This window comes from Saccharothrix isguenensis, assembly GCF_052936305.1.
Genome location: NZ_CP193626.1, coordinates 6,146,826 through 6,164,275 on the forward strand (window position 1 = coordinate 6,146,826; position 17,450 = coordinate 6,164,275).

A 17,450-nucleotide genomic window follows, 5' to 3' on the forward strand; every position below is an offset into this window, starting at 1 on the left:
AAATTTCCCCCGAGTCATACCGCCGTTCGGACGAGGAAGCCGGTAGTTTGCAAATCAACCATTGTCGCGCACACCACACTCGGACGCGCTAAACGATCGCTAACCGGCGTTCACGGATTTGTCATGCGCCCGACCCGGACGGGAAACACCGGAGGGGGAGCCCGACGAGGGGCTCCCCCGTCCGATCAGCTACCCGACGCCCCGACCAACATCGTCTTCACGTCGAACTCGTTCTCCAGCAGGTTGTAGGTTCGCATCAGGTCCGCGACGCGCTGCAACCGGGTGGCGTCCAACGTCGTGGGGAACTCGCCGAAGTGCACGAGGCTGGCGGTTTCCTTGTCGACCTTGGCGTACTCCACCAGCAGGGGCTCGACCGTGGGACGGTCGGCCGCGTCGCGCTGGCCCTTCGCCATCGCGCGCTGGAACGCGGCGACGGTGTTGGGGTTCTCCTTCACGAACTTGCCGGTCGTGCCGTAGCCCGCGATCGGGATGCCGTCGGTCGGGCCGGACGCCGCGTCGAGCACCGTGATCTGGCCGCTGGCCCGCTGGGCGCGGCTGATGAACGGCTCCACCATGAACGCCGCGTCCACCGTGCCGTTCTGGACCGCCGCTTCCATGTCCGGGAACGGGAACTCCTTGAACGTCACCTTGTTCGGGTCCACGTCGTTGGCTTCCAGCGTGGCCTTCGCGGTGAGCTCGGCGATGTTCTTGAAGGTGTTGATCGCGATGGTCTTGCCCTCGAGGTCCTTCGGCGACTTGATGGCCGAGTCGGACTTGGCGAGGATCAGGAACATCTCGGGCTTCGCCTGGTAGCCGTCGTTGATCAGCTTGAGGCCGTCGACGTCCTTCGCGGCCTGCTGGACCTCGGCGTTGATGAACGAGACCCAGTTGCCGAAGCTGATGTCGAGGCTGCCGGTGATCAGACCGGGGATGGCCGCGGCGCCACCCTGGATGATCTTGGGCTCGACCTCCAGGCCCTCCTCCTTGAAGTAACCCTTCTTGATCGCGACGTGGACCGACGCGACGTCGAGGATCGGGAGGAGGCCGAGGGTGATCTTGCTCTTCTCGAGCTCGCCCGGTGCGGCGGCCCCGGCGGGCTTCTCCTCGGCGGGCTTCTCCTCGGCTCCACCGAGCAGACCGCAGCCGGATACCACGGCGAGCATCGCGACAGCGGACACTGCGCCGAAGATCCTTCGGGCCGAGAGGCCGACTCTTCGAGTCATGGGGGGCATCTCCTGTTGGAGTGGCGACATTGCGGGGGCAGGATGCACGAGCGACCAGGGCGCTGCGGAACCACTCAACGTGACACGTGTGGTTCGGCAAGACCCCAGTCGACCGACACTCGAAGGCTGATCCACTACCTTCGGTGAGCATCTTTGCACAGGCTGTCCAGAGGTTGGGGTATGCGGTGAGCGATCTTGACGCGGAATGGGCCGTACAGAGCAACCGGCGTCCCGTGGGCATCGTCGGAGCGGGCCCGGCGGGATTGACGTTGGGGAACCTGCTCCGCGAGGCCGGAATCCCCTGCGTAGTGCTGGAAAAAGGCACTCGGGAGTACATCGAGACCCGGCCGAGGGCCGGGGTGCTGGAGCACCGGGCGGTGCAAATGTTGACAGAACACGGGCTTGCGGACCGGTTGCTGCGAGAGGCGGACAGGCATGGTGCTTGCGAATTCCGGGTGAACGGCAAGGCGTACGAAGTGGACTACGCCACCCTGTACGACGGCCAGAACCACTACATCTACCCGCAGCAGGACGTCGTCCAGGACCTCGCGCGGATCTACGTCGACGAGCGCGGCGGGGAGGTGCGCTGGTCCGTCAAGGACGTCGAGCTGCACGACATCGAGTCCACCGAACCGGCTCTGACCTGGACCAACGCCGACGGGACGCGGGAGCGGCTCGACTGCTCGTTCATCGCCGGCGCGGACGGGTTCCACGGCGTGTCGCGGCGCAGCATCCCGCCGGGCGCCGTCCAGGAGTTCACCCACCAGCACGGCATCGAGTGGCTGAGCATCCTCGCCGAGGCTCCGCCATCCACCCACAAGGTGATTTACGCACTTCACCCGGATGGCTTCGCGGGCCACATGCTCCGCAGCGCCACCGTCTCCCGCTACTACCTCCAGGTGCCGGTCGACGACACCGTGGACAACTGGCCGGACGACCGCGTGTGGTCGGAGCTGCGCAAGCGGCTGGAACTTCGGGACTCCGACTGGAAGCTCGTCGAGGGCCGCATCGTGGAGAAGCGCATCCTCGACATGCGCAGCCATGTGGTGGAACCGATGAACCACGGCAGCCTCTACCTGCTCGGGGACGCCGCGCACATCATCACGCCAGTGGGCGCAAAGGGAATGAACCTCGCATTGCACGACGCCGAGGTGTTGGCGGGCGCCCTGGTCCGTTACCACCGAACGGGTGACGAGTCAGGCCTGCGGGGCTACTCCGAGATCTGCCTCCGGCGCGTGTGGCGTGCGCAGGAGTTCTCGCAGTGGATGGTATTCATGATCCACCGTTCGCCGGAACCGTTCTTGAGCCGTTTGGGTCAAGCGCGACTCGAACACCTCATCGCCTCCGGGTCTTCCGCGGGCTATTTCGCGCAGAACTACGTGGGGCCTTGAGGCGCAAGGTGCGATTAACGGGTCCGTTACACCGGGAAACGGTCCGTAAAACGAGGGGATTACCGCCGCCTTGTTCTCCACCGAAGCCCGTCGGTGTGCTTCTCCCCGGAGAACAAGGCGAGCCCGCCCCGATTTATCGCCACAGTGGAAGTCCGGCTGAACGCGGCAATTCCGCCCGCCAACCGGATGTATCGGCCGCCGATTCCACGGGCTGGACGGTCGCGTGCACCCCTCACATCCTTCCGGGTGCGCCCGTCGACCCATCGGAATCATTAATGGGAATGTCCGGCGCGAGCCCGGAAAACGGCCGGATGCCTACGGTCTGTGACTATTCCACCACAGCGGTGGACCCTGAGACGGCCGCCGGGCCACCGGCCGGGACAACAACGATGTCGAATCGTTGCCAACGGAGCCCGTCGAAACCTCTTCGGCCCCCAGCCGTTCTCCGCACGTGACAACGGGCGACCTCCGGCACCGCCCCCGAGGGGCCGACGCAGCCGAAGATCGCCCGCTGGACGTTCTCAACCCCCGCGAACAGGGCTCCTAGGTCGTGGCGCGGTCCTCCGCCTCGGCCCGCGAGACCTCCGCGCGCTCGGCTTCCGCCCACTTCGCCGCCTGCTGCTCGTTCGCCTCGCGGCGCGCCTTGACCTCCTCGGAGGTCTTGCCGACGTTCAGCAGCCGCGCCACCTCGGCCCGCAGCGCCACGAACGCCTCGGACTCGCGCGTGGTGATCTGGTCCCGCTGTCCGGGCAGGTCGACCTTCAGGTCAGCCACCACGGACGCGGGCGACGTGGAGAGCACCAGCACCCGGTCGCCCAGGTACACGCTCTCGTCGATGTCGTGCGTCACCACGAGGACCGTGGTGTCCTGCTCGGTCCGCACCTTCAGCAGCAGGTCTTCCAGCTCGAACCGGGTCTGCGCGTCCACCGACGCGAACGGCTCGTCCATCAGCAGCAGCGCGGGCCGGTAGGCCAGCGCGCGGGCGATCGCGACCCGCTGCTGCATGCCGCCCGACAGCTGCCACGGGTACTTCCCGCCGGCGCCGGACAGACCCACCCACTCCAGCGCCTCCGCCGCGCGCACACGGCGTTGCGCGCGGCCCAGGCTGCGGCGGAGCGGGAACTCCACGTTCTTCTGCACCGACAGCCACGGGAACAGCGAGCGGCTGTAGTCCTGGAACACCACGGCCAGGTCCTCGGGCACGCCGCGGACCTCGTTGCCGTGCAGGCTGACCTCGCCCTGGGTCGGGCGGATCAAGCCGGAGATCGTGCGCAGCAGCGTGGACTTTCCGCAGCCGGACGGGCCGACCACGCAGACCAGCTCGCCGGCGCCGACGGTGAACGACAGGTCGGCTATCGCGGTGTGCGCGCCGTCCTTCGCCTGGTACGTGTGGCCGAGGTCGGCCACTTCGAGCATCGCGGTCATGATTTTTCCTCCACCGTCGCGGGGGTGCGCTCCTGCTTCGGTTGCCACGCAAGGGCTTTGCGCTCGAATGCGAGGAGCACGGTGTTGAGGGCGTAGCCGAGGACGCCCAGCAGGACGATCCCGGCCCACATGTCGGGGAAGTCGAACTGCCGCTGTGCGACGAGCAGCTGCGACCCGATCCCGTTGTCGGTGCCGACCAGTTCGGACACGACCATGAGCACCAGCGACAGCGACAGGGAGACCCGCAGCCCGGCGAAGATCTTCGGCGCCGCGGAAGGCAGGACGACGCCGAAGATCCATTGGATCTTGGGGATGCGGAACACCGCCGAGGTCTCGAACTTCGTGGCGTCGACGGAGCGGGCGCCGTCGACGCTGTTGAGCATGATGGGCCACAGGACGCCGAAGATGATCGTGGCGACCTGCATCTGCGTGCCGACGCTGAACAGGAGCAGGAACACCGGCACCAGCAGCGGCGGCGGGATCGAGCGCATGAACGTCAGCAGCGGCCCGGCGTACTCCGCGGCCGTCGCGGAACGGCCGAGCGCCACGCCGAGCGAGATGCCGAGCACGGCGGCGATGGCCCACCCGCCGAGCAGCCGGCCGATGCTCGGCAGCACGTGGTCGAACACCGTGTCGGTCAGGAACAGGTCACCGGCGGGGCCGGACAACCACAACCCGTGCGCCGCCACGGCGATCTCGGACGGCTGCGGGAAGAACGTGTCATCGGCGTACCAGGTGAACAGCTCCCAGACCACGACGAGTCCGACGAACACCGCCCACCGCTGGACGAACCGGTTCACGAGCGACCTCCGGTGACCGAACTCCAGCCGACCCAGCGCCGCTGGGCGCGTTCCAGACCTTCGTTGAGCAGATAGCCGATCACGCCCGCGACCACGGTGCCGGCGAGGACGATGTCCATCCGCCCGGCGCCGCTGCGCGCGACCGCGATGAACTGCCCCAGCCCACCGGAGCCGCCTTCCAGCAGCTCCACGCTGACCACCACGACCAGGCTCGTCGTGGCGGCGAGCCGGATGCCGGTCAGCACGAACGGCAGCGAGCTGGGCAGCGCCACGGACAGCAGCACCCGCACCCGGCCGGTGCCGAACGCACGCGCCGTCTCGACCAGCAGGGGGTCGAGTTCGTCCAGCGCGTAGATGGTGTTGAACAGGATGGGCCAGATCGCCGCGTACACCGCGAGGGTGATCTTGGTTTCCGGCCCGATGCCGAGCACCACGATCGCGAGCGGGATCATCGCCACGGACGGGATGGGGCGCAGGAACTCGACCACGGCGCGGGTCGCGTGCCGCACCGACGCCACGCTGCCGAGCACCAGGCCGAGCGGGACGGCGATCCCGACCGACAACCCCACGGAGATGAGCAACGCGAGGACCGTCGCGACGACGTCCCTCAGGAAAGCCTCATCCCCCAACAACTTCACGAGTTCCACCGCGACCACGGACGGCGGTGGAAGAAAATCCGAGCGAATCAGTCCGGAGCGACCGAACAGCTCCCAGACGACGAGGAACCCGGCCACACCGAGCAGTCCTCGGGTGAGCGCACGCACGCGCAACGCCTCTTCCCAGTTGATCAACGCCAGCCGACTGGCTCAATCTAGAGAGTGAAGCGCGTCGCCACAACGAGTGGTGGTGAAACTTCAGGTTGTGATCTTCCCGGCGCGAGTCGTCCAGTCGGACACCTAGAACCGACCATTCACGCACCTCTAGCCGTCCACTCCGGCGTGCGAGTGGACGGCTAGAGGTGTCCGACTGGAAGGTTCAGGGTGCGCGAGCGGAGGGTTCAGGGTGCGTGAGTGGACGACTCGCGCGGGGAGGAGTTACAGGCCTACGGCCTTGTAGAGGGAGCCGACTTCCTGGCGGTTGAGGACGCGCATCGAGCCGGGCCGCTGGTTGCCCAGGCGCACCTCGCCGACGGCGGTCCGGACCAGGCCGATCACCGGGTGGCCGACGTGGTCCAGCAGACGGCGCACGATGTGCTTGCGGCCCTCGTGCAGGACCACCTCCACCAGCGCCTTGCCCGGCATCGCCGAGATCAGCCTGAACGAGTCGACCTGGATCGGACCGTCCTCCAGCTCGATGCCCGCGCGCAACCGCTTGCCCAGGTCCTTCGCGATCGGGCCGGGCACCTCGGCGAGGTACGTCTTGGAGATCTCGTAGGACGGGTGCATCAGCCGGTGCGCCAGGTCGCCGTCGTTCGTCAGCAGCAGCAGGCCCTCGGTGTCCGCGTCCAGCCGGCCGACGTGGAACAGGCGTTCCTTGCGGTTGTGCAGGTAGTCGCCGATGCACGGGCGGTGCGAGTCGTCGTGCATGGTCGACAGCACGCCGCGCGGCTTGTTGAACGCGAGGGTGACCACGTCCTCCTTGAGGACCACGCGCACCCCGTCCACGTGCACCACGGCCGTGTCCGGGTCGACGCGGCGGCCCTGCTCGGTGACCACCTCGCCGTCGACCTGCACGCGGCCGAGTTCGATCAGCTCCTCGGCGACCCGCCGGGAGGCGATGCCCGCCTTGGCGAGCACCTTCTGGAGCCGGATCCCCTCGTGGTGTTCCGAGGGGTTCGGCGCCGAGGAATTCGGCACGGCCTGGTCAGACATCGTCGATCGCATCCACTTCGGGCAGCAGGGGGGCGATCGGCGGCAGGTCGCCCAACGACGACAGCCCCAACCGCTCCAGGAACAGTTCGGTCGTGCGGTACAGGATGCCACCCGTGTCGGAGTCGGTGCCCGTCTCGGCGATCAGGCCGCGCGCGACGAGCGTGCGGATGACCCCGTCGACGTTCACCCCGCGCACCGCCGCGATGCGGGCCCTGGTCACGGGCTGCCGGTAGGCGATGACCGCGAGGGTTTCCAACGCGGCCCGGGTGAGCTTGGCGCGCTGCCCGTCGAGCAGCAGCTTCTCCACGAATGGCGCGAAGCGGTCCCGCGTGTAGAACCGCCAGCCGTCACCGATTCTACGCAGGTCGATACCGCTGCCCTGTTCGGTGTACCGCGCGGCCAGCCGGCGGAGGGCGGCGGTGACGCGCTTCACGGACTGGTCGAGGACGCCGGCGAGCTGTTCCTCGGAGATCGGGGAGTCCACGACGAGGAGGATCGACTCCAGCGCGCCCTCGAACTCGGCGTCGCCGGAGAGGTCCGGCAACCCGCCCTCCTCAGCCTCAGCCTCAGCCTCGGGTTCGGGCAAGTCGGCTTCCGGTTCGGGCACGCGGGTCTCGGGCGAGGACGGCTCCGCATCCACGACGGGCTCGGGCACGTCGGCTTCGGCAGGCGCGGTCGGTTCGAGAGCGCCGACTTCCGCGGCCGCGACAGACACATCGGGTTCCGCGGGCATGGCCGGTTCGTACCCGGCGGCGACCGACTCCATCGCGACCTGCCCCGCCTCGCCCACCTGCCCGGCTGGCTCGGGCGGCCTGGTTGCTCGGTGGTCGCTCACCCGTACTCCTCGTCCTCGTCGCGGGCCTCCGCCTGCGCCTCCTCGATGGTCCCGCCGACCCACGTGATGCGCAGCTCGCCGAGCGGATCCGGCTGCTCGAACGCCAGCGCCCGCTCCCGGTACAGCTCCAGCAGCGCCAGGAACCGCGCCACGACTTCCATCGTCTCCGTGCACTCGGCGATCAGCTCGGCGAACGTCGCCGTGCCCGCCTCCGCCAGCAGCGCGCGCAGCACCTCGGCGTGCTCGCGCACCGACACCCGGTGCTGGTGGATGTGCGACGTCGACACCGTCGGCGGCGGCTTGGGCCGGAACACGACCGCCGCGATCTCGGCGAACCGCTGGGCGTCCACCCCCAGCATCACCTCGGGCAGCAGACCTTCGTACCGCTGCTCCAACGCCACCGACCTGGGATAACGCCGGTACGCGCCCCGCTCCAGCTCCGCGAACAGCGCCGCGACCTGCTTGTACGCCCGGTACTGCAGCAGCCGCGCGAACAGCAGGTCCCGCGCTTCCAGCAACGCCAGGTCGTCCTCGTCCTCCACGTCGCCCTGCGGCAGCAGCCGGGCCGCCTTGAGGTCCAGCAGGGTCGCCGCGATGACCAGGAACTCGGTCGTCTCGTCCAGGTCCCACTGGTCGCCCAACGCCCGGATGTACGCGATGAAGTCGTCCGTGACGGTGTGCAACGCGACCTCGGTCACGTCCAGGGTGTGCTGCGAGATCAGCTGGAGCAGCAGGTCGAACGGGCCCTCGAAGTTGGTCAGCTTGACCTTGAACCGGCCGTCGCCGGGCGGCGCGGGCTCGACCGGCACGTCAGCACCGGCCCGCACGTCAGCACCGGCCCGCACGTCAGCCCCGACCGCCACCTCGGGTTCCGTTCCGGGTGCGTCACCGCTCACCGCTCGCGCAACCTACGCACCAGCAGCGAGTCCTCGCCGTGTCCTTCGAGGTCGTCCAGCACGATCGCGATGGCCTCGCGGACCACGCGGCCCCGGTCCACCGCCAGGCCGTGCTCGCCGCGCAACGCCAGCCGCGCGTGCTCCAGCGCCAGCAGCTCCTCGTCCGACACGTACACGGTGATCTTCGTGGAGTGCTTCTGCCGCCCGGTGCCGCGCCGCTGCGCCGGCTGCTCCGGTGCGGGCACGTCGGCGGGCGCGGGAGCGGTCGTGAGGCGGAACAGCTCGGACGCGCCCGGCAGCGATGGGCGTCGGGTCACCGGGCGATCACCTCGCGCGCCAACGCGCGGTAGGCCTTGGCACCCGCCGAGCGCGGCGCCCAGCTGGTGATCGGCTCGCCGGCGACGGTCGTCTCCGGGAACCGGACCGTGCGGTTGATCACCGTGTCGAACACGACGTCGCCGAACGCCTCGACCACCCGCGCCATCACCTCGCGGGAGTGCAGGGTGCGCGGGTCGTACATGGTGGCGAGGATCCCGGTGATCTCGAGCTTCGGGTTCAACCGCTCCCTGACCTTCTCGATGGTGTCGATCAACAGGGCGACCCCGCGCAGGCTGAAGAACTCGCACTCCAGCGGGATGAGGACGCCGTCCGCAGCCGCGAGCGCGTTGACGGTGAGCAGGCCGAGCGACGGCTGGCAGTCCACCAGCACGTAGTCGTAGTGCTCGATGACGGGCCGCAGCGTGCGCACCAGCGTGTGCTCCCGGCCGACCTCGGACACCAGCTGGATCTCCGCGGCGGACAGGTCGATGTTGCTCGGCAGCAGGTCCATGCCCTCGACCGGGGTCTGCATGATCACGTCACCGACGGCGACGTTGCGCTCCATGATCACGTTGTAGATCGTCTGGTCGAGCTGGTGCGGGTGCACGCCGAGGCCCACGGACAGCGCGCCCTGCGGGTCGAAGTCGACCAGCAGCACCCGCCGGCCGTACTCGCTCAGCGCCGCGCCGAGGTTGATCGTGGACGTGGTCTTGCCGACCCCGCCCTTCTGGTTGCACACCGCGAGGATCTTCGCCGGACCGTGCCCGGCGACCAGCGGCGGATCGGCGATCTTGCGCAGCGGCCGGCCGGTCGGCCCCATGTCGCCCGCTACCTGCTCGGTGTGGTCCTCGTCCGCGGGTGCGGCGTGCGGGGCGAGGCTCAGCTCGACCGAGGCGCGCGGCACACCGGACGGTGAACGGGGCGGTGGGGGCGCGCCCCACGTCTGGCCCGCGTGCTCCGGTGTCGACATCGCCTTCCCGACTCCTAGTCCTCTGCCTGGGCGAAGCCTAGGCACACCGGGGTCCACCGGCAACGCGCCTCGCCGAAGCGCGCGCAACCGTTCTCAGCGCGTTGTGCCCGGTCCACCGGCCGCCGCGGTGGTCCGCTCGGCTGTCCGGACGTCGGCGCGTCCCTCCGGACGGACGTCCGGACGGCCACAGGTGCGGTCGGCCGCGCGGAGCACCACGTCGAGCAGCCCGGGGAACAGCTCGTCCAGGTCGTCGCGGCGCAGCGACACCCAGCGCTGGTTCCCGCGCGCCCTGGTACGGGTGATGCCCGCCTCCCGCAGCACGCGCAGGTGCTGCGACAGGGTGGACTTGGCGACGTCCACCGTGAGCGCGCCGCACAGGCGTTCGCCATCGGTCTCGATCTGCCGCACCACCGCCAGCCGGGTCGGATCGCTCAACGCGTGCAGCACCGCGCCCAGCTCGATCGCACGGCGCTCGGGCTCGTCCAAGTTCGGCACCTGGTCGGCACCTCCAGCTCGTCGGGCTCTGTCCTCGTCGGACTCTGTGATCGTGGGTGGAGCACCCGGTCAGGTGCGCACACGGTACCTGTGGAGCCCTCATGTTCCACCCGATGCGCGAGGATGGGCGGTCGCGTAGACCTCGCGCAAGGTGTTGACCGTGACCAGCGTGTACACCTGCGTCGTCGTCACGGAGGCGTGGCCCAGCAGCTCCTGCACGACCCGCACGTCGGCGCCGCCTTCCATCAGGTGGGTGGCGAACGAGTGGCGCAGCGTGTGCGGGGAGACCCGGGCGTCGATGCCCGCCCGTTCGGCGGCGGTCTTGAGGACGTGCCACGCCGTCTGCCGGGACAGCCTGCCGCCGCGCGCGTTGAGGAACAGGGCGGGCGTGCCGCGTTTGGCCAGTGCGGGGCGGGCGCGGACCAGGTAGGCGTCCAGGGCCTGGAGCGCGGGGCGGCCGACGGGCACGACGCGCTGCTTGCCGCCCTTGCCGTCGAGCAGCACGGTGCGCTCGGTGGCGTCGACGTCGTCCACGTCGAGGCCGACGACCTCGGAGATCCGCGCGCCGCTGGAGTACAGGAGTTCCAGCAGGGCACGGTCGCGGAGCTGCGCGGGGGTGTCGCCGGGGACTTCGAGGAGCTTCAGCACGTCGTGCACGGGCAGTGCCTTGGGCAGTCGGCGCGGCGGGGTCGGCGGGCGGACGGCGCGGGCCGGGTCGTGCGGCGTGAGGCCTTCGCGGTGGGTGAAGCGGTGCAGCCCGCGCACGGCGACCAGGGTGCGTGCGGCGGACGAAGCGGCCAGGCCGGATTCCCGCAGCGTCGCGAGGAAGTCGCCCACCACCGGCTCGGTGACGTCCGCCAGGTCCGTGAGGCCCTTGCCGGCCAGGTGCTCGGCGTACCGCCGCAGATCACGGCCGTAGGAGTCGAGCGTGTTGCGCGCCGTGCCCCGCTCCACCGCCAGGTGGTCCAGGTAGGCGCCCATCGCACGCCCCGCAGGGGTCCCCGCCAGGGGGTCCCCTGCTTTCACCTTACCGCCGGGGTCCGACAATCCCGCCGCCTCGCCACCGTTCACCGCTGGTCCGACACGTGGTCGGGCGCGTAGGCAGGCACGTGGTCGGGCACGTGGTCGGGCGCGCTGGTCGCCGGTCCGGAGCCCTTGCCCGCCAACGCGGTCACGCACGGCAGGGTGAACTCCACGAACGCCCGCGTCGAGCCGCGCCGGACCGCGTCCGGGGTGACCTCCACCCGGAACTCGGGATTCACCTCACGAGGCATTCCGGCCGGCACCCCCGAAGCGTAGGTCTGCCCGCGAGTTCCGGCTCGACCGGTGCCCGCGGGCTGTTAGCGTTTGCCCGGTGTCGGAACCACACCAGGTGCGCATCGGCAACCAGCAGCGCGAAGAGGCGATCAGCGCCTTGAACGACCACTTCGCGGCAGGTCGGCTGGAGATCGGCGAGTACGAGCAGCGCGTCGGCTACGCGTCCGCGGCCCAGACGGCGCAGGAGCTGGCGGCCCTGTTCCAGGACCTGCCGCAGCCGCACCCGGTGTTCCTCCCGCCCACGTACCCGCCCACTCACCCGCCGGGCGGCTCGGACCCCGGCTACTCCACACCCGGCTACCCGGCTCCGGGCTACCCGGCTCCGGGCTACCCGGCTCCCGGTTACTCGGCTCCGGGCTACCCGGCTCCCGGCTACCCGGACATGAGCCAGGGCCACGCGTCGCCGTACGGCCGGCCCGGCTACCCGGGCTACCCGCCGAACGCCCCCTACGGCGTGGACCCGCTCACCGGCGAGCCGCTGTCGGACAAGTCGCGCATCGCGGCGGGCGTGCTGCAGCTGGTGCTGCCGTTCGGCATCGGCCGGTTCTACATCGGGGACACCGCGATCGGCATCGCCCAGCTGCTGACGTGCGGCGGGTTCGGCATCTGGTCCCTGATCGACGGCATCTTCCTGCTGGTCAACGGCGGCACGGACGGCGAGGGCCGCAAGCTACGCGACTAGGTTCCGCACGAGCATCCACGTGACGGCCAGCGCCACCACCGGCACGCCGACCTTCCGCGACACCGGCGGCGCAGGCCGACCGGCGCGTGCCGCCCGGAACCACCGCACCCACAGCCACGCCAGCAGCGGCAGCCCGGCGACCAGCATCACGGCGTTGAACTGCCAGGCCGCGACCGGATCACCGTGCAGCAAGGCGTGCGCCATCCGGGTGGACCCGCAGGCCGGGCACTGGATCCCCGTCAACGCGAACAGCGGACAGGGCGGCAGCAGCGCGCCCGGCTCGGTGGGGTCCACGACCAGCAACACCCCACACCCGCCCACCGCGGCCACCACCACGGCCAACGGTCCCCGCACCCCACCCGACCTCACGCCCACACCCCCACCCTCCGCGTGAGTCCTACGTCGAGAACGCGAACGCAGGACTCACGCGGAGGTGGAGGTTCGACTCGCATGGGAAGAGGGTCAGCGGGAGCGGGAGGCGAAGTGGGTGGGGCGGTCGGGGAAGGGAGCGTCGGACGGGCGGCCGGAGGCGCCGCCGGTGATCACGGTGTGCGCGGCGAGCAGGCCGGACACGGCGGGGCCGTTCACGATCTCCCCGGCCAGGACCATGTCCACCGCCTCGGCCAACGGGAAGCCGCGAGCCTCCAAGTCGGCCTCTTCCTCACCCTGCACCTCGCGGTCCACCGCGGTGAGCCCGCGGGCCAGGAACACCCGCACCACCTCGTCGGTGAACCCCGGCGACACGGCGACGTCCACCAACGTCACCCACTCCGACGCCGCCAGCCCGACCTCCTCGGCCAACTCACGCCGAGCGGCGGCCAACGGCGTCTCGTCACCCCCGTCCAGCAACCCGGCGGGCAACTCCCACAGCCGGCGCCCCAACGGGTGCCGGTACTGGTGGATCAACGTCACCGCGCCGTTCTCGTCCAACGCCACCACCGCCACCGCACCGAGGTGTTCCACCACCTCGCGCGACGCCGTCCCACCACCGGGCATGGCGACCTCGTCAACCCGCAACGCGACCACCCGCCCCACGTGCACGTCCCGCGACGACACCGTCGAGAACGCGTGCCTCGGAGAAGTCACTGCGCCGCCCCCGCCGGTTCGGACAGCGGCAGCCGGTCGGCCAGCCGGTAGTCCAGCGCCGCCTTCACGAACGCCGCGAACAGCGGGTGCGGACGGGTCGGACGCGACTTCAGCTCCGGGTGCGCCTGCGTGCCCACGAAGAACGGGTGCACGTCGGCCGGCAGCTCCACGAACTCCACCAGCCGCCCGTCCGGCGACGTCCCGGAGAACACCAGCCCCGCCGAGCTCAACTGCGAGCGGTAGGTGTTGTTCACCTCGTACCGGTGCCGGTGCCGCTCGGACACGTCCACCGACCCGTAGGCCGCGGCGACCTGCGACCCCGGCACGAGCGACGCCGGGTAGGCCCCGAGCCGCATGGTGCCGCCCATGTCGCGCTGCCCGGAGACGACGTCCTCCTGGTCGGCCATGGTGCTGATCACCGGCGTGCCGGTGTCCTCGAACTCGGACGAGTTGGCGTCCGCGATGCCCGCCAGGTTCCGCGCCGCCTCGATCACCATGCACTGCAACCCCAGGCACAGCCCCAACAACGGGAGGCCCCGGGTCCGCGCGTACGTGATCGCACCGATCTTGCCCTCGATGCCGCGCACCCCGAAACCGCCGGGGATGAGGATCGCGTCCAGCCCGCCCAACGCGTGCGCCGCGCCGGACGGCGTCTGGCACTCGTCCGACGGGACCCACACGATCTCGACCTTGGTGCGGTGGGCGAACCCGCCCGCGCGCAGCGCCTCGGTCACCGACAGGTAGGCGTCCGGCAGGTCGACGTACTTGCCGACCAGCGCGATGCGGACCTTCTCGGACGGGTTGTGCACCCGCTCCAGCAGGTCGCCCCACACGGTCCAGTCGACGTCGCGGAACGGCAGCCCGAGCCGCCGCACCACGTACGCGTCCAGGCCCTCGCCGTGCAGCACCTTGGGGATGTCGTAGATGGACCGCGCGTCCACCGCCGCCACCACCGCGTCGGTGTCCACGTCGCACATCAGGCCGATCTTGCGCTTCAGCGCGTCCGGGATCTCCCGGTCGGCCCGGCACACGATCGCGTCGGGCTGGATGCCGATGTTGCGCAGCGCCGCGACGGAGTGCTGCGTCGGCTTGGTCTTCAGCTCGCCCGACGGCGCCAGGTACGGCACCAGCGAGACGTGCAGGAAGAAGACGTTGTCGCGGCCGACGTCGTGGCGCACCTGCCGGCACGCCTCCAGGAACGGCAGCGACTCGATGTCGCCGACCGTGCCGCCGACCTCGGTGATCACCACGTGCGGGGTGACACCGTCGGCGCCCGGCTCGGCCATGGCGCGGATGCGCCGCTTGATCTCGTCGGTGATGTGCGGGATCACCTGGACCGTGTCGCCCAGGTACTCGCCGCGCCGCTCCTTCGCGATGACCTCGGAGTAGACCTGCCCGGTGGTGACGTTCGCGTCACCGGACAGGTCGCGCGCCAGGAACCGCTCGTAGTGGCCGATGTCCAGGTCGGTCTCCGCGCCGTCGTCGGTGACGAAGACCTCGCCGTGCTGGAACGGGTTCATCGTGCCCGGGTCCACGTTGAGGTACGGGTCCAGCTTCTGCATGGTCACGCGGAGTCCACGTGCGGTGAGCAGCTGTCCGAGGCTCGACGCGGTCAGCCCCTTGCCGAGGGACGACGCCACGCCCCCGGTGACGAAAACGTGCTTGGTCGTACGTGCCTGCTGCACCAAAGAGGCTCCCCGTGGTCTGGATGTCCGCAAGGGGACCGGCTGCGGCGGTTCCGCACAGCTCAGCGCCCTGTCCACGGGCCCTAACGCTAACACGCCGCCGGTCACCCAGCGCGCCGGCAGGCCCGGTGGCGTGTCACTCGGATGGCCTACGACCGCCCGGACCGCGCGCCACCGGCCGGTGAACCACCCGGAAACACCCGGCAACACGTCGGAACGCGCAGGACACCGGCACAGCAGCCACACCTGCACCTGGGCATCGGCACCCGACACCAGCACCCGGCACCGGACCGGCAGCCGTGGCGGAACCGGCAGCGGCACCGGGGACCGGCAGGGTCAGCCCACGGCCCCGGGCGCGATGCCCTCGGCGTTGCCCGCCACCCCGTACCGCCCCGACCTGCCCTCCAGCTGCTCCCGCAACGCCAGCACGGTCACCACCCGCCCGCCGGCCGTGTCCACGTTGTCCACCGTGGACAGCACCGACGTGGACGCCGTGTCCGCCCGCGCCACGCCGACCGCGCCGGTCCCGTCCGCCGAACCCGAGCCGCCCGCCAGCACCGCGCCCGCGCCGGACCGGTCGAGCTGGCTCGCGAACCGCGCCACCGTCGCCGCCCGGTCCGCCGACGAGTCGCCCCGCACCGCGCCACCCGTCAGCACGACGGCCAGCTGGGCCGGCCGCAGGTTCTGACCCGGCTTGACGAAACCGGCGCTCGCCAGCCCGCCCAGCGCCGCCGCCGTCTCGTCCGGCGTGGCCTGCGGCTGGTTGTCGTCCTTGCTGATCAGCAGCAGCGTGCCGAGCAGCGCGCCCGCCCGGGTGCCGGGGTCGGTGCCGGTCGGCAGCTGGGTGCCGGCGGGCTGGAGCCGGGCGACCAGGTTCAGCAGCTGGTCGGCCTTGTCCGGGTCGGCGAACGACTCGGTGAGCTGCACTTCGCCGGTCACCGTCGCGCCCGCCGCGCGCAGCAGCTCGGTCAGCGCGTCCCGGTCGTTCGGCGTGGTGTCGGCGGTGGTGACGACCACGACGGTCCGCTCCGCCAGCTGCCCCTTCACCGCGAGCGGGCCGACCGAGGCGGCGAACCGGTCCGAGTCGGCGAGCCGGGCGTCCATGGCGTTGCGCTCGGCCTGGAGCGCGGCGACCTCCTCGCCCAACGCGCTCTTGTCGTCGTTGAGCCCGGACAGCAACCGGCCGCTGATGGCGGTGGAGCCGAGCACCACCCCGACCGCCAGCGCCAGGAACACCGCGGTGATGGAGACGATGTGGTAGCGCAGCGAGATCACGCGAACAACCCCCTGAACCAGTCGACGACGGATCGGAACGCGTCGGCCGCCAGGTCCACGTAGACCTGGCCGACCCCGGACACCGCCAGCGCGGCGACCATCACGACGACCGCGGACAGCACCAGCAACGCGATCGCACCCAGCGACACCCGGCTGCGGTGCAGCGCGGCGACGGCGTGCCCGTCCACGAGCTTGTTGCCCAGCTTGAGCCGGGTGAGGAACGTCGACGGGTTGGACCCGGAGTGCCCGCGGTCCAGGAACTCGCGCAGACCGGCCTGGAGGCCGACGGTCACCACCATCGAAGCGCCGTGCGCGTCCGCCAGCAGCAGCGCGAGGTCCTCGGCGTTTCCCGTCGCGGGGAACGTCACCGCGCCGATCCCCAGGTCCTGGATGCGCTCCAGCCCCGGCGCGTGGCCGTCGACCTGCGCGGGCACCACGACCTCGGAGCCGGACCTCAACGTCTCGGTGCTGATGGCGTCCGGGTCGCCGACGATGACGTCCGGCTTGAACCCGGCGGCGTGCAGGGTGTCCGCGCCCGCGTCGACGCCGATCAGCACCGGCCGGTACTCCCGGATGTACTTGCGCAGTTTGCGCAGCTCGTCGGCGTGCGTGGGACCGCCCGCGACGACCAGCACCTGCCGGTCCCGGACCGGCACGACCAGTTCGGGCACACCCACGCCGTCGAGGATCAGCGCCCGTTCCCGGCGCAGGAACTCGATGGTGTTCGCGGAGAACGCCTCCAGCTGCGCGGCCATGCCCGCCTTGGCCTCGATCATCGCGTCGGCGATCGACTCGGCGGTCTGCTCGGCGCCCCGCGCGACCTCCTTGTCGCCGACGAAGATCACGCCTTCGTGCAGGCGCAGCTTCGTGCCGTCCCGCAGGTCGCGCAGCACCGACGTACCGACACCGTCGACCAGCGGGATGCCCGCATCGAGCAGCAGTTCCGGGCCGAGGTTCGGGAACCGGCCGGAGATGGACGACGACGCGTTCACCACGCCCACCACCCCGGCGTGCACCAGGGCCTCGGCCGTGCGGCGGTCGATGTCGACGTGGTCGAGCACCGCGACGTCACCGGGACTCAGCCGGCGCAGCAGGTCGCCGGAACGGCGATCGACCCGCGCCACACCGACGACCCCGGGCAGTTCGCGGTTCGTGCGGCCGAGCAACGCGGAGAGCTTCATGAACCGATGGTGACTCACCTCGCGCGCGGTTCCACGGGCAACACGCCGAACGAATCCGGG

General features: G+C 70.6%; 19 protein-coding genes. 2 read left to right on the forward strand and 17 right to left on the reverse strand.

Annotation, left to right across the window (positions count from 1 at the left end; genetic code table 11):
- Window positions 1-185: 185 nt before the first annotated feature.
- Window positions 186-1,178: an ABC transporter substrate-binding protein gene (locus ACRAKI_RS27260; RefSeq protein ID WP_447003355.1), complete on the reverse strand. Its 993-nt coding sequence runs from the start codon at window positions 1,176-1,178 to the stop codon at window positions 186-188.
- 188 nt (window positions 1,179-1,366) lie between these two features.
- Between ACRAKI_RS27260 and ACRAKI_RS27265 the strand changes: the two genes are divergently transcribed.
- Window positions 1,367-2,614, forward strand: coding sequence for a 4-hydroxybenzoate 3-monooxygenase (locus ACRAKI_RS27265; RefSeq protein ID WP_447003356.1), 1,248 nt, complete (start codon window positions 1,367-1,369; stop codon window positions 2,612-2,614).
- Between the two features lie 543 nt (window positions 2,615-3,157).
- Here the strand turns inward: ACRAKI_RS27265 and ACRAKI_RS27270 are convergent.
- The 11 genes from ACRAKI_RS27270 to ACRAKI_RS27320 form a co-directional block, all read right to left on the reverse strand.
- A complete protein-coding gene (locus ACRAKI_RS27270) occupies window positions 3,158-4,039 on the reverse strand; it encodes an ABC transporter ATP-binding protein (protein ID WP_447003357.1) in 882 nt (293 codons plus the stop codon).
- A complete protein-coding gene (locus tag ACRAKI_RS27275) occupies window positions 4,036-4,839 on the reverse strand; it encodes an ABC transporter permease (protein ID WP_447003358.1) in 804 nt (267 codons plus the stop codon). The genes ACRAKI_RS27270 and ACRAKI_RS27275 overlap by 4 nt, the downstream gene beginning before the upstream one ends.
- The gene (locus tag ACRAKI_RS27280) at window positions 4,836-5,603 is read right to left on the reverse strand and encodes an ABC transporter permease (RefSeq protein WP_447008526.1); all 768 of its coding nucleotides are present in this window, start codon (window positions 5,601-5,603) and stop codon (window positions 4,836-4,838) included. The genes ACRAKI_RS27275 and ACRAKI_RS27280 overlap by 4 nt, the downstream gene beginning before the upstream one ends.
- 270 nt (window positions 5,604-5,873) lie before the next feature.
- Window positions 5,874-6,650, reverse strand: a complete 777-nt coding sequence (locus ACRAKI_RS27285) for a pseudouridine synthase (RefSeq protein WP_447003359.1) — start codon at window positions 6,648-6,650, stop codon at window positions 5,874-5,876.
- Window positions 6,643-7,416, reverse strand: a complete 774-nt coding sequence (gene scpB / locus ACRAKI_RS27290; RefSeq protein WP_447008527.1) for an SMC-Scp complex subunit ScpB — start codon at window positions 7,414-7,416, stop codon at window positions 6,643-6,645. The genes ACRAKI_RS27285 and scpB overlap by 8 nt, the downstream gene beginning before the upstream one ends.
- A 65-nt stretch (window positions 7,417-7,481) precedes the next feature.
- Window positions 7,482-8,312, reverse strand: coding sequence for a segregation and condensation protein A (locus tag ACRAKI_RS27295; RefSeq protein ID WP_447008528.1), 831 nt, complete (start codon window positions 8,310-8,312; stop codon window positions 7,482-7,484).
- Window positions 8,313-8,377: 65 nt separating this feature from the next.
- Window positions 8,378-8,698, reverse strand: a complete 321-nt coding sequence (locus tag ACRAKI_RS27300; RefSeq protein ID WP_447003360.1) for a hypothetical protein — start codon at window positions 8,696-8,698, stop codon at window positions 8,378-8,380.
- Window positions 8,695-9,669, reverse strand: a complete 975-nt coding sequence (locus ACRAKI_RS27305; RefSeq protein WP_447003361.1) for a ParA family protein — start codon at window positions 9,667-9,669, stop codon at window positions 8,695-8,697. Before ACRAKI_RS27305 ends, ACRAKI_RS27300 begins: the two co-directional genes overlap by 4 nt.
- Before the next feature lie 93 nt (window positions 9,670-9,762).
- Window positions 9,763-10,164: an ArsR/SmtB family transcription factor gene (locus ACRAKI_RS27310; RefSeq protein WP_447003362.1), complete on the reverse strand. Its 402-nt coding sequence runs from the start codon at window positions 10,162-10,164 to the stop codon at window positions 9,763-9,765.
- A 99-nt stretch (window positions 10,165-10,263) separates the two neighbouring features.
- Window positions 10,264-11,145 (reverse strand): site-specific tyrosine recombinase XerD, encoded by an 882-nt coding sequence (gene xerD, locus ACRAKI_RS27315; RefSeq protein ID WP_447003363.1) that lies wholly within the window; start codon window positions 11,143-11,145, stop codon window positions 10,264-10,266.
- Window positions 11,146-11,231: 86 nt separating this feature from the next.
- On the reverse strand, window positions 11,232-11,438 hold the full coding sequence (locus tag ACRAKI_RS27320; RefSeq protein WP_447003364.1) for a hypothetical protein: 207 nt from the start codon (window positions 11,436-11,438) through the stop codon (window positions 11,232-11,234).
- Between the two features lie 80 nt (window positions 11,439-11,518).
- On the opposite strand from ACRAKI_RS27320, the gene ACRAKI_RS27325 reads away from it, so the two are divergent.
- Entirely contained in the window at window positions 11,519-12,163 is a 645-nt protein-coding gene (locus tag ACRAKI_RS27325; protein ID WP_447003365.1) for a DUF1707 domain-containing protein, read from the forward strand.
- Here the strand turns inward: ACRAKI_RS27325 and ACRAKI_RS27330 are convergent.
- The 5 genes from ACRAKI_RS27330 to steA all read right to left on the reverse strand — a co-directional run bounded on the left by ACRAKI_RS27330 (window position 12,152) and on the right by steA (window position 17,390).
- Window positions 12,152-12,517, reverse strand: coding sequence for a DUF2752 domain-containing protein (locus tag ACRAKI_RS27330; RefSeq protein ID WP_447003366.1), 366 nt, complete (start codon window positions 12,515-12,517; stop codon window positions 12,152-12,154). The genes ACRAKI_RS27325 and ACRAKI_RS27330 overlap by 12 nt on opposite strands.
- A gap of 108 nt (window positions 12,518-12,625) precedes the next feature.
- A complete protein-coding gene (locus ACRAKI_RS27335) occupies window positions 12,626-13,249 on the reverse strand; it encodes an NUDIX domain-containing protein (protein ID WP_447003367.1) in 624 nt (207 codons plus the stop codon).
- A complete protein-coding gene (locus tag ACRAKI_RS27340; RefSeq protein WP_447003368.1) occupies window positions 13,246-14,934 on the reverse strand; it encodes a CTP synthase in 1,689 nt (562 codons plus the stop codon). The genes ACRAKI_RS27335 and ACRAKI_RS27340 overlap by 4 nt, the downstream gene beginning before the upstream one ends.
- Window positions 14,935-15,270: 336 nt before the next feature.
- The gene (locus ACRAKI_RS27345) at window positions 15,271-16,209 is read right to left on the reverse strand and encodes a copper transporter (protein ID WP_447003369.1); all 939 of its coding nucleotides are present in this window, start codon (window positions 16,207-16,209) and stop codon (window positions 15,271-15,273) included.
- Window positions 16,206-17,390, reverse strand: coding sequence for a putative cytokinetic ring protein SteA (steA, locus tag ACRAKI_RS27350; RefSeq protein WP_447003370.1), 1,185 nt, complete (start codon window positions 17,388-17,390; stop codon window positions 16,206-16,208). Before steA ends, ACRAKI_RS27345 begins: the two co-directional genes overlap by 4 nt.
- Window positions 17,391-17,450 lie beyond the last annotated feature (60 nt).

Excerpts from the sequence above, each read along its gene's own strand:
- xerD (WP_447003363.1), bottom strand. The coding sequence starts at position 11,145 with ATGGGCGCCTACCTGGACCACCTGGCGGTGGAGCGGGGCACGGCGCGC.
- ACRAKI_RS27305 (WP_447003361.1), bottom strand. The coding sequence starts at position 9,669 with ATGTCGACACCGGAGCACGCGGGCCAGACGTGGGGCGCGCCCCCACCG.
- ACRAKI_RS27270 (WP_447003357.1), bottom strand. The coding sequence starts at position 4,039 with ATGACCGCGATGCTCGAAGTGGCCGACCTCGGCCACACGTACCAGGCG.
- steA (WP_447003370.1), bottom strand. The coding sequence starts at position 17,390 with ATGAAGCTCTCCGCGTTGCTCGGCCGCACGAACCGCGAACTGCCCGGG.
- scpB (WP_447008527.1), bottom strand. The coding sequence starts at position 7,416 with ATGGAGTCGGTCGCCGCCGGGTACGAACCGGCCATGCCCGCGGAACCC.
- ACRAKI_RS27285 (WP_447003359.1), bottom strand. The coding sequence starts at position 6,650 with ATGTCTGACCAGGCCGTGCCGAATTCCTCGGCGCCGAACCCCTCGGAA.
- ACRAKI_RS27320 (WP_447003364.1), bottom strand. The coding sequence starts at position 11,438 with ATGCCTCGTGAGGTGAATCCCGAGTTCCGGGTGGAGGTCACCCCGGAC.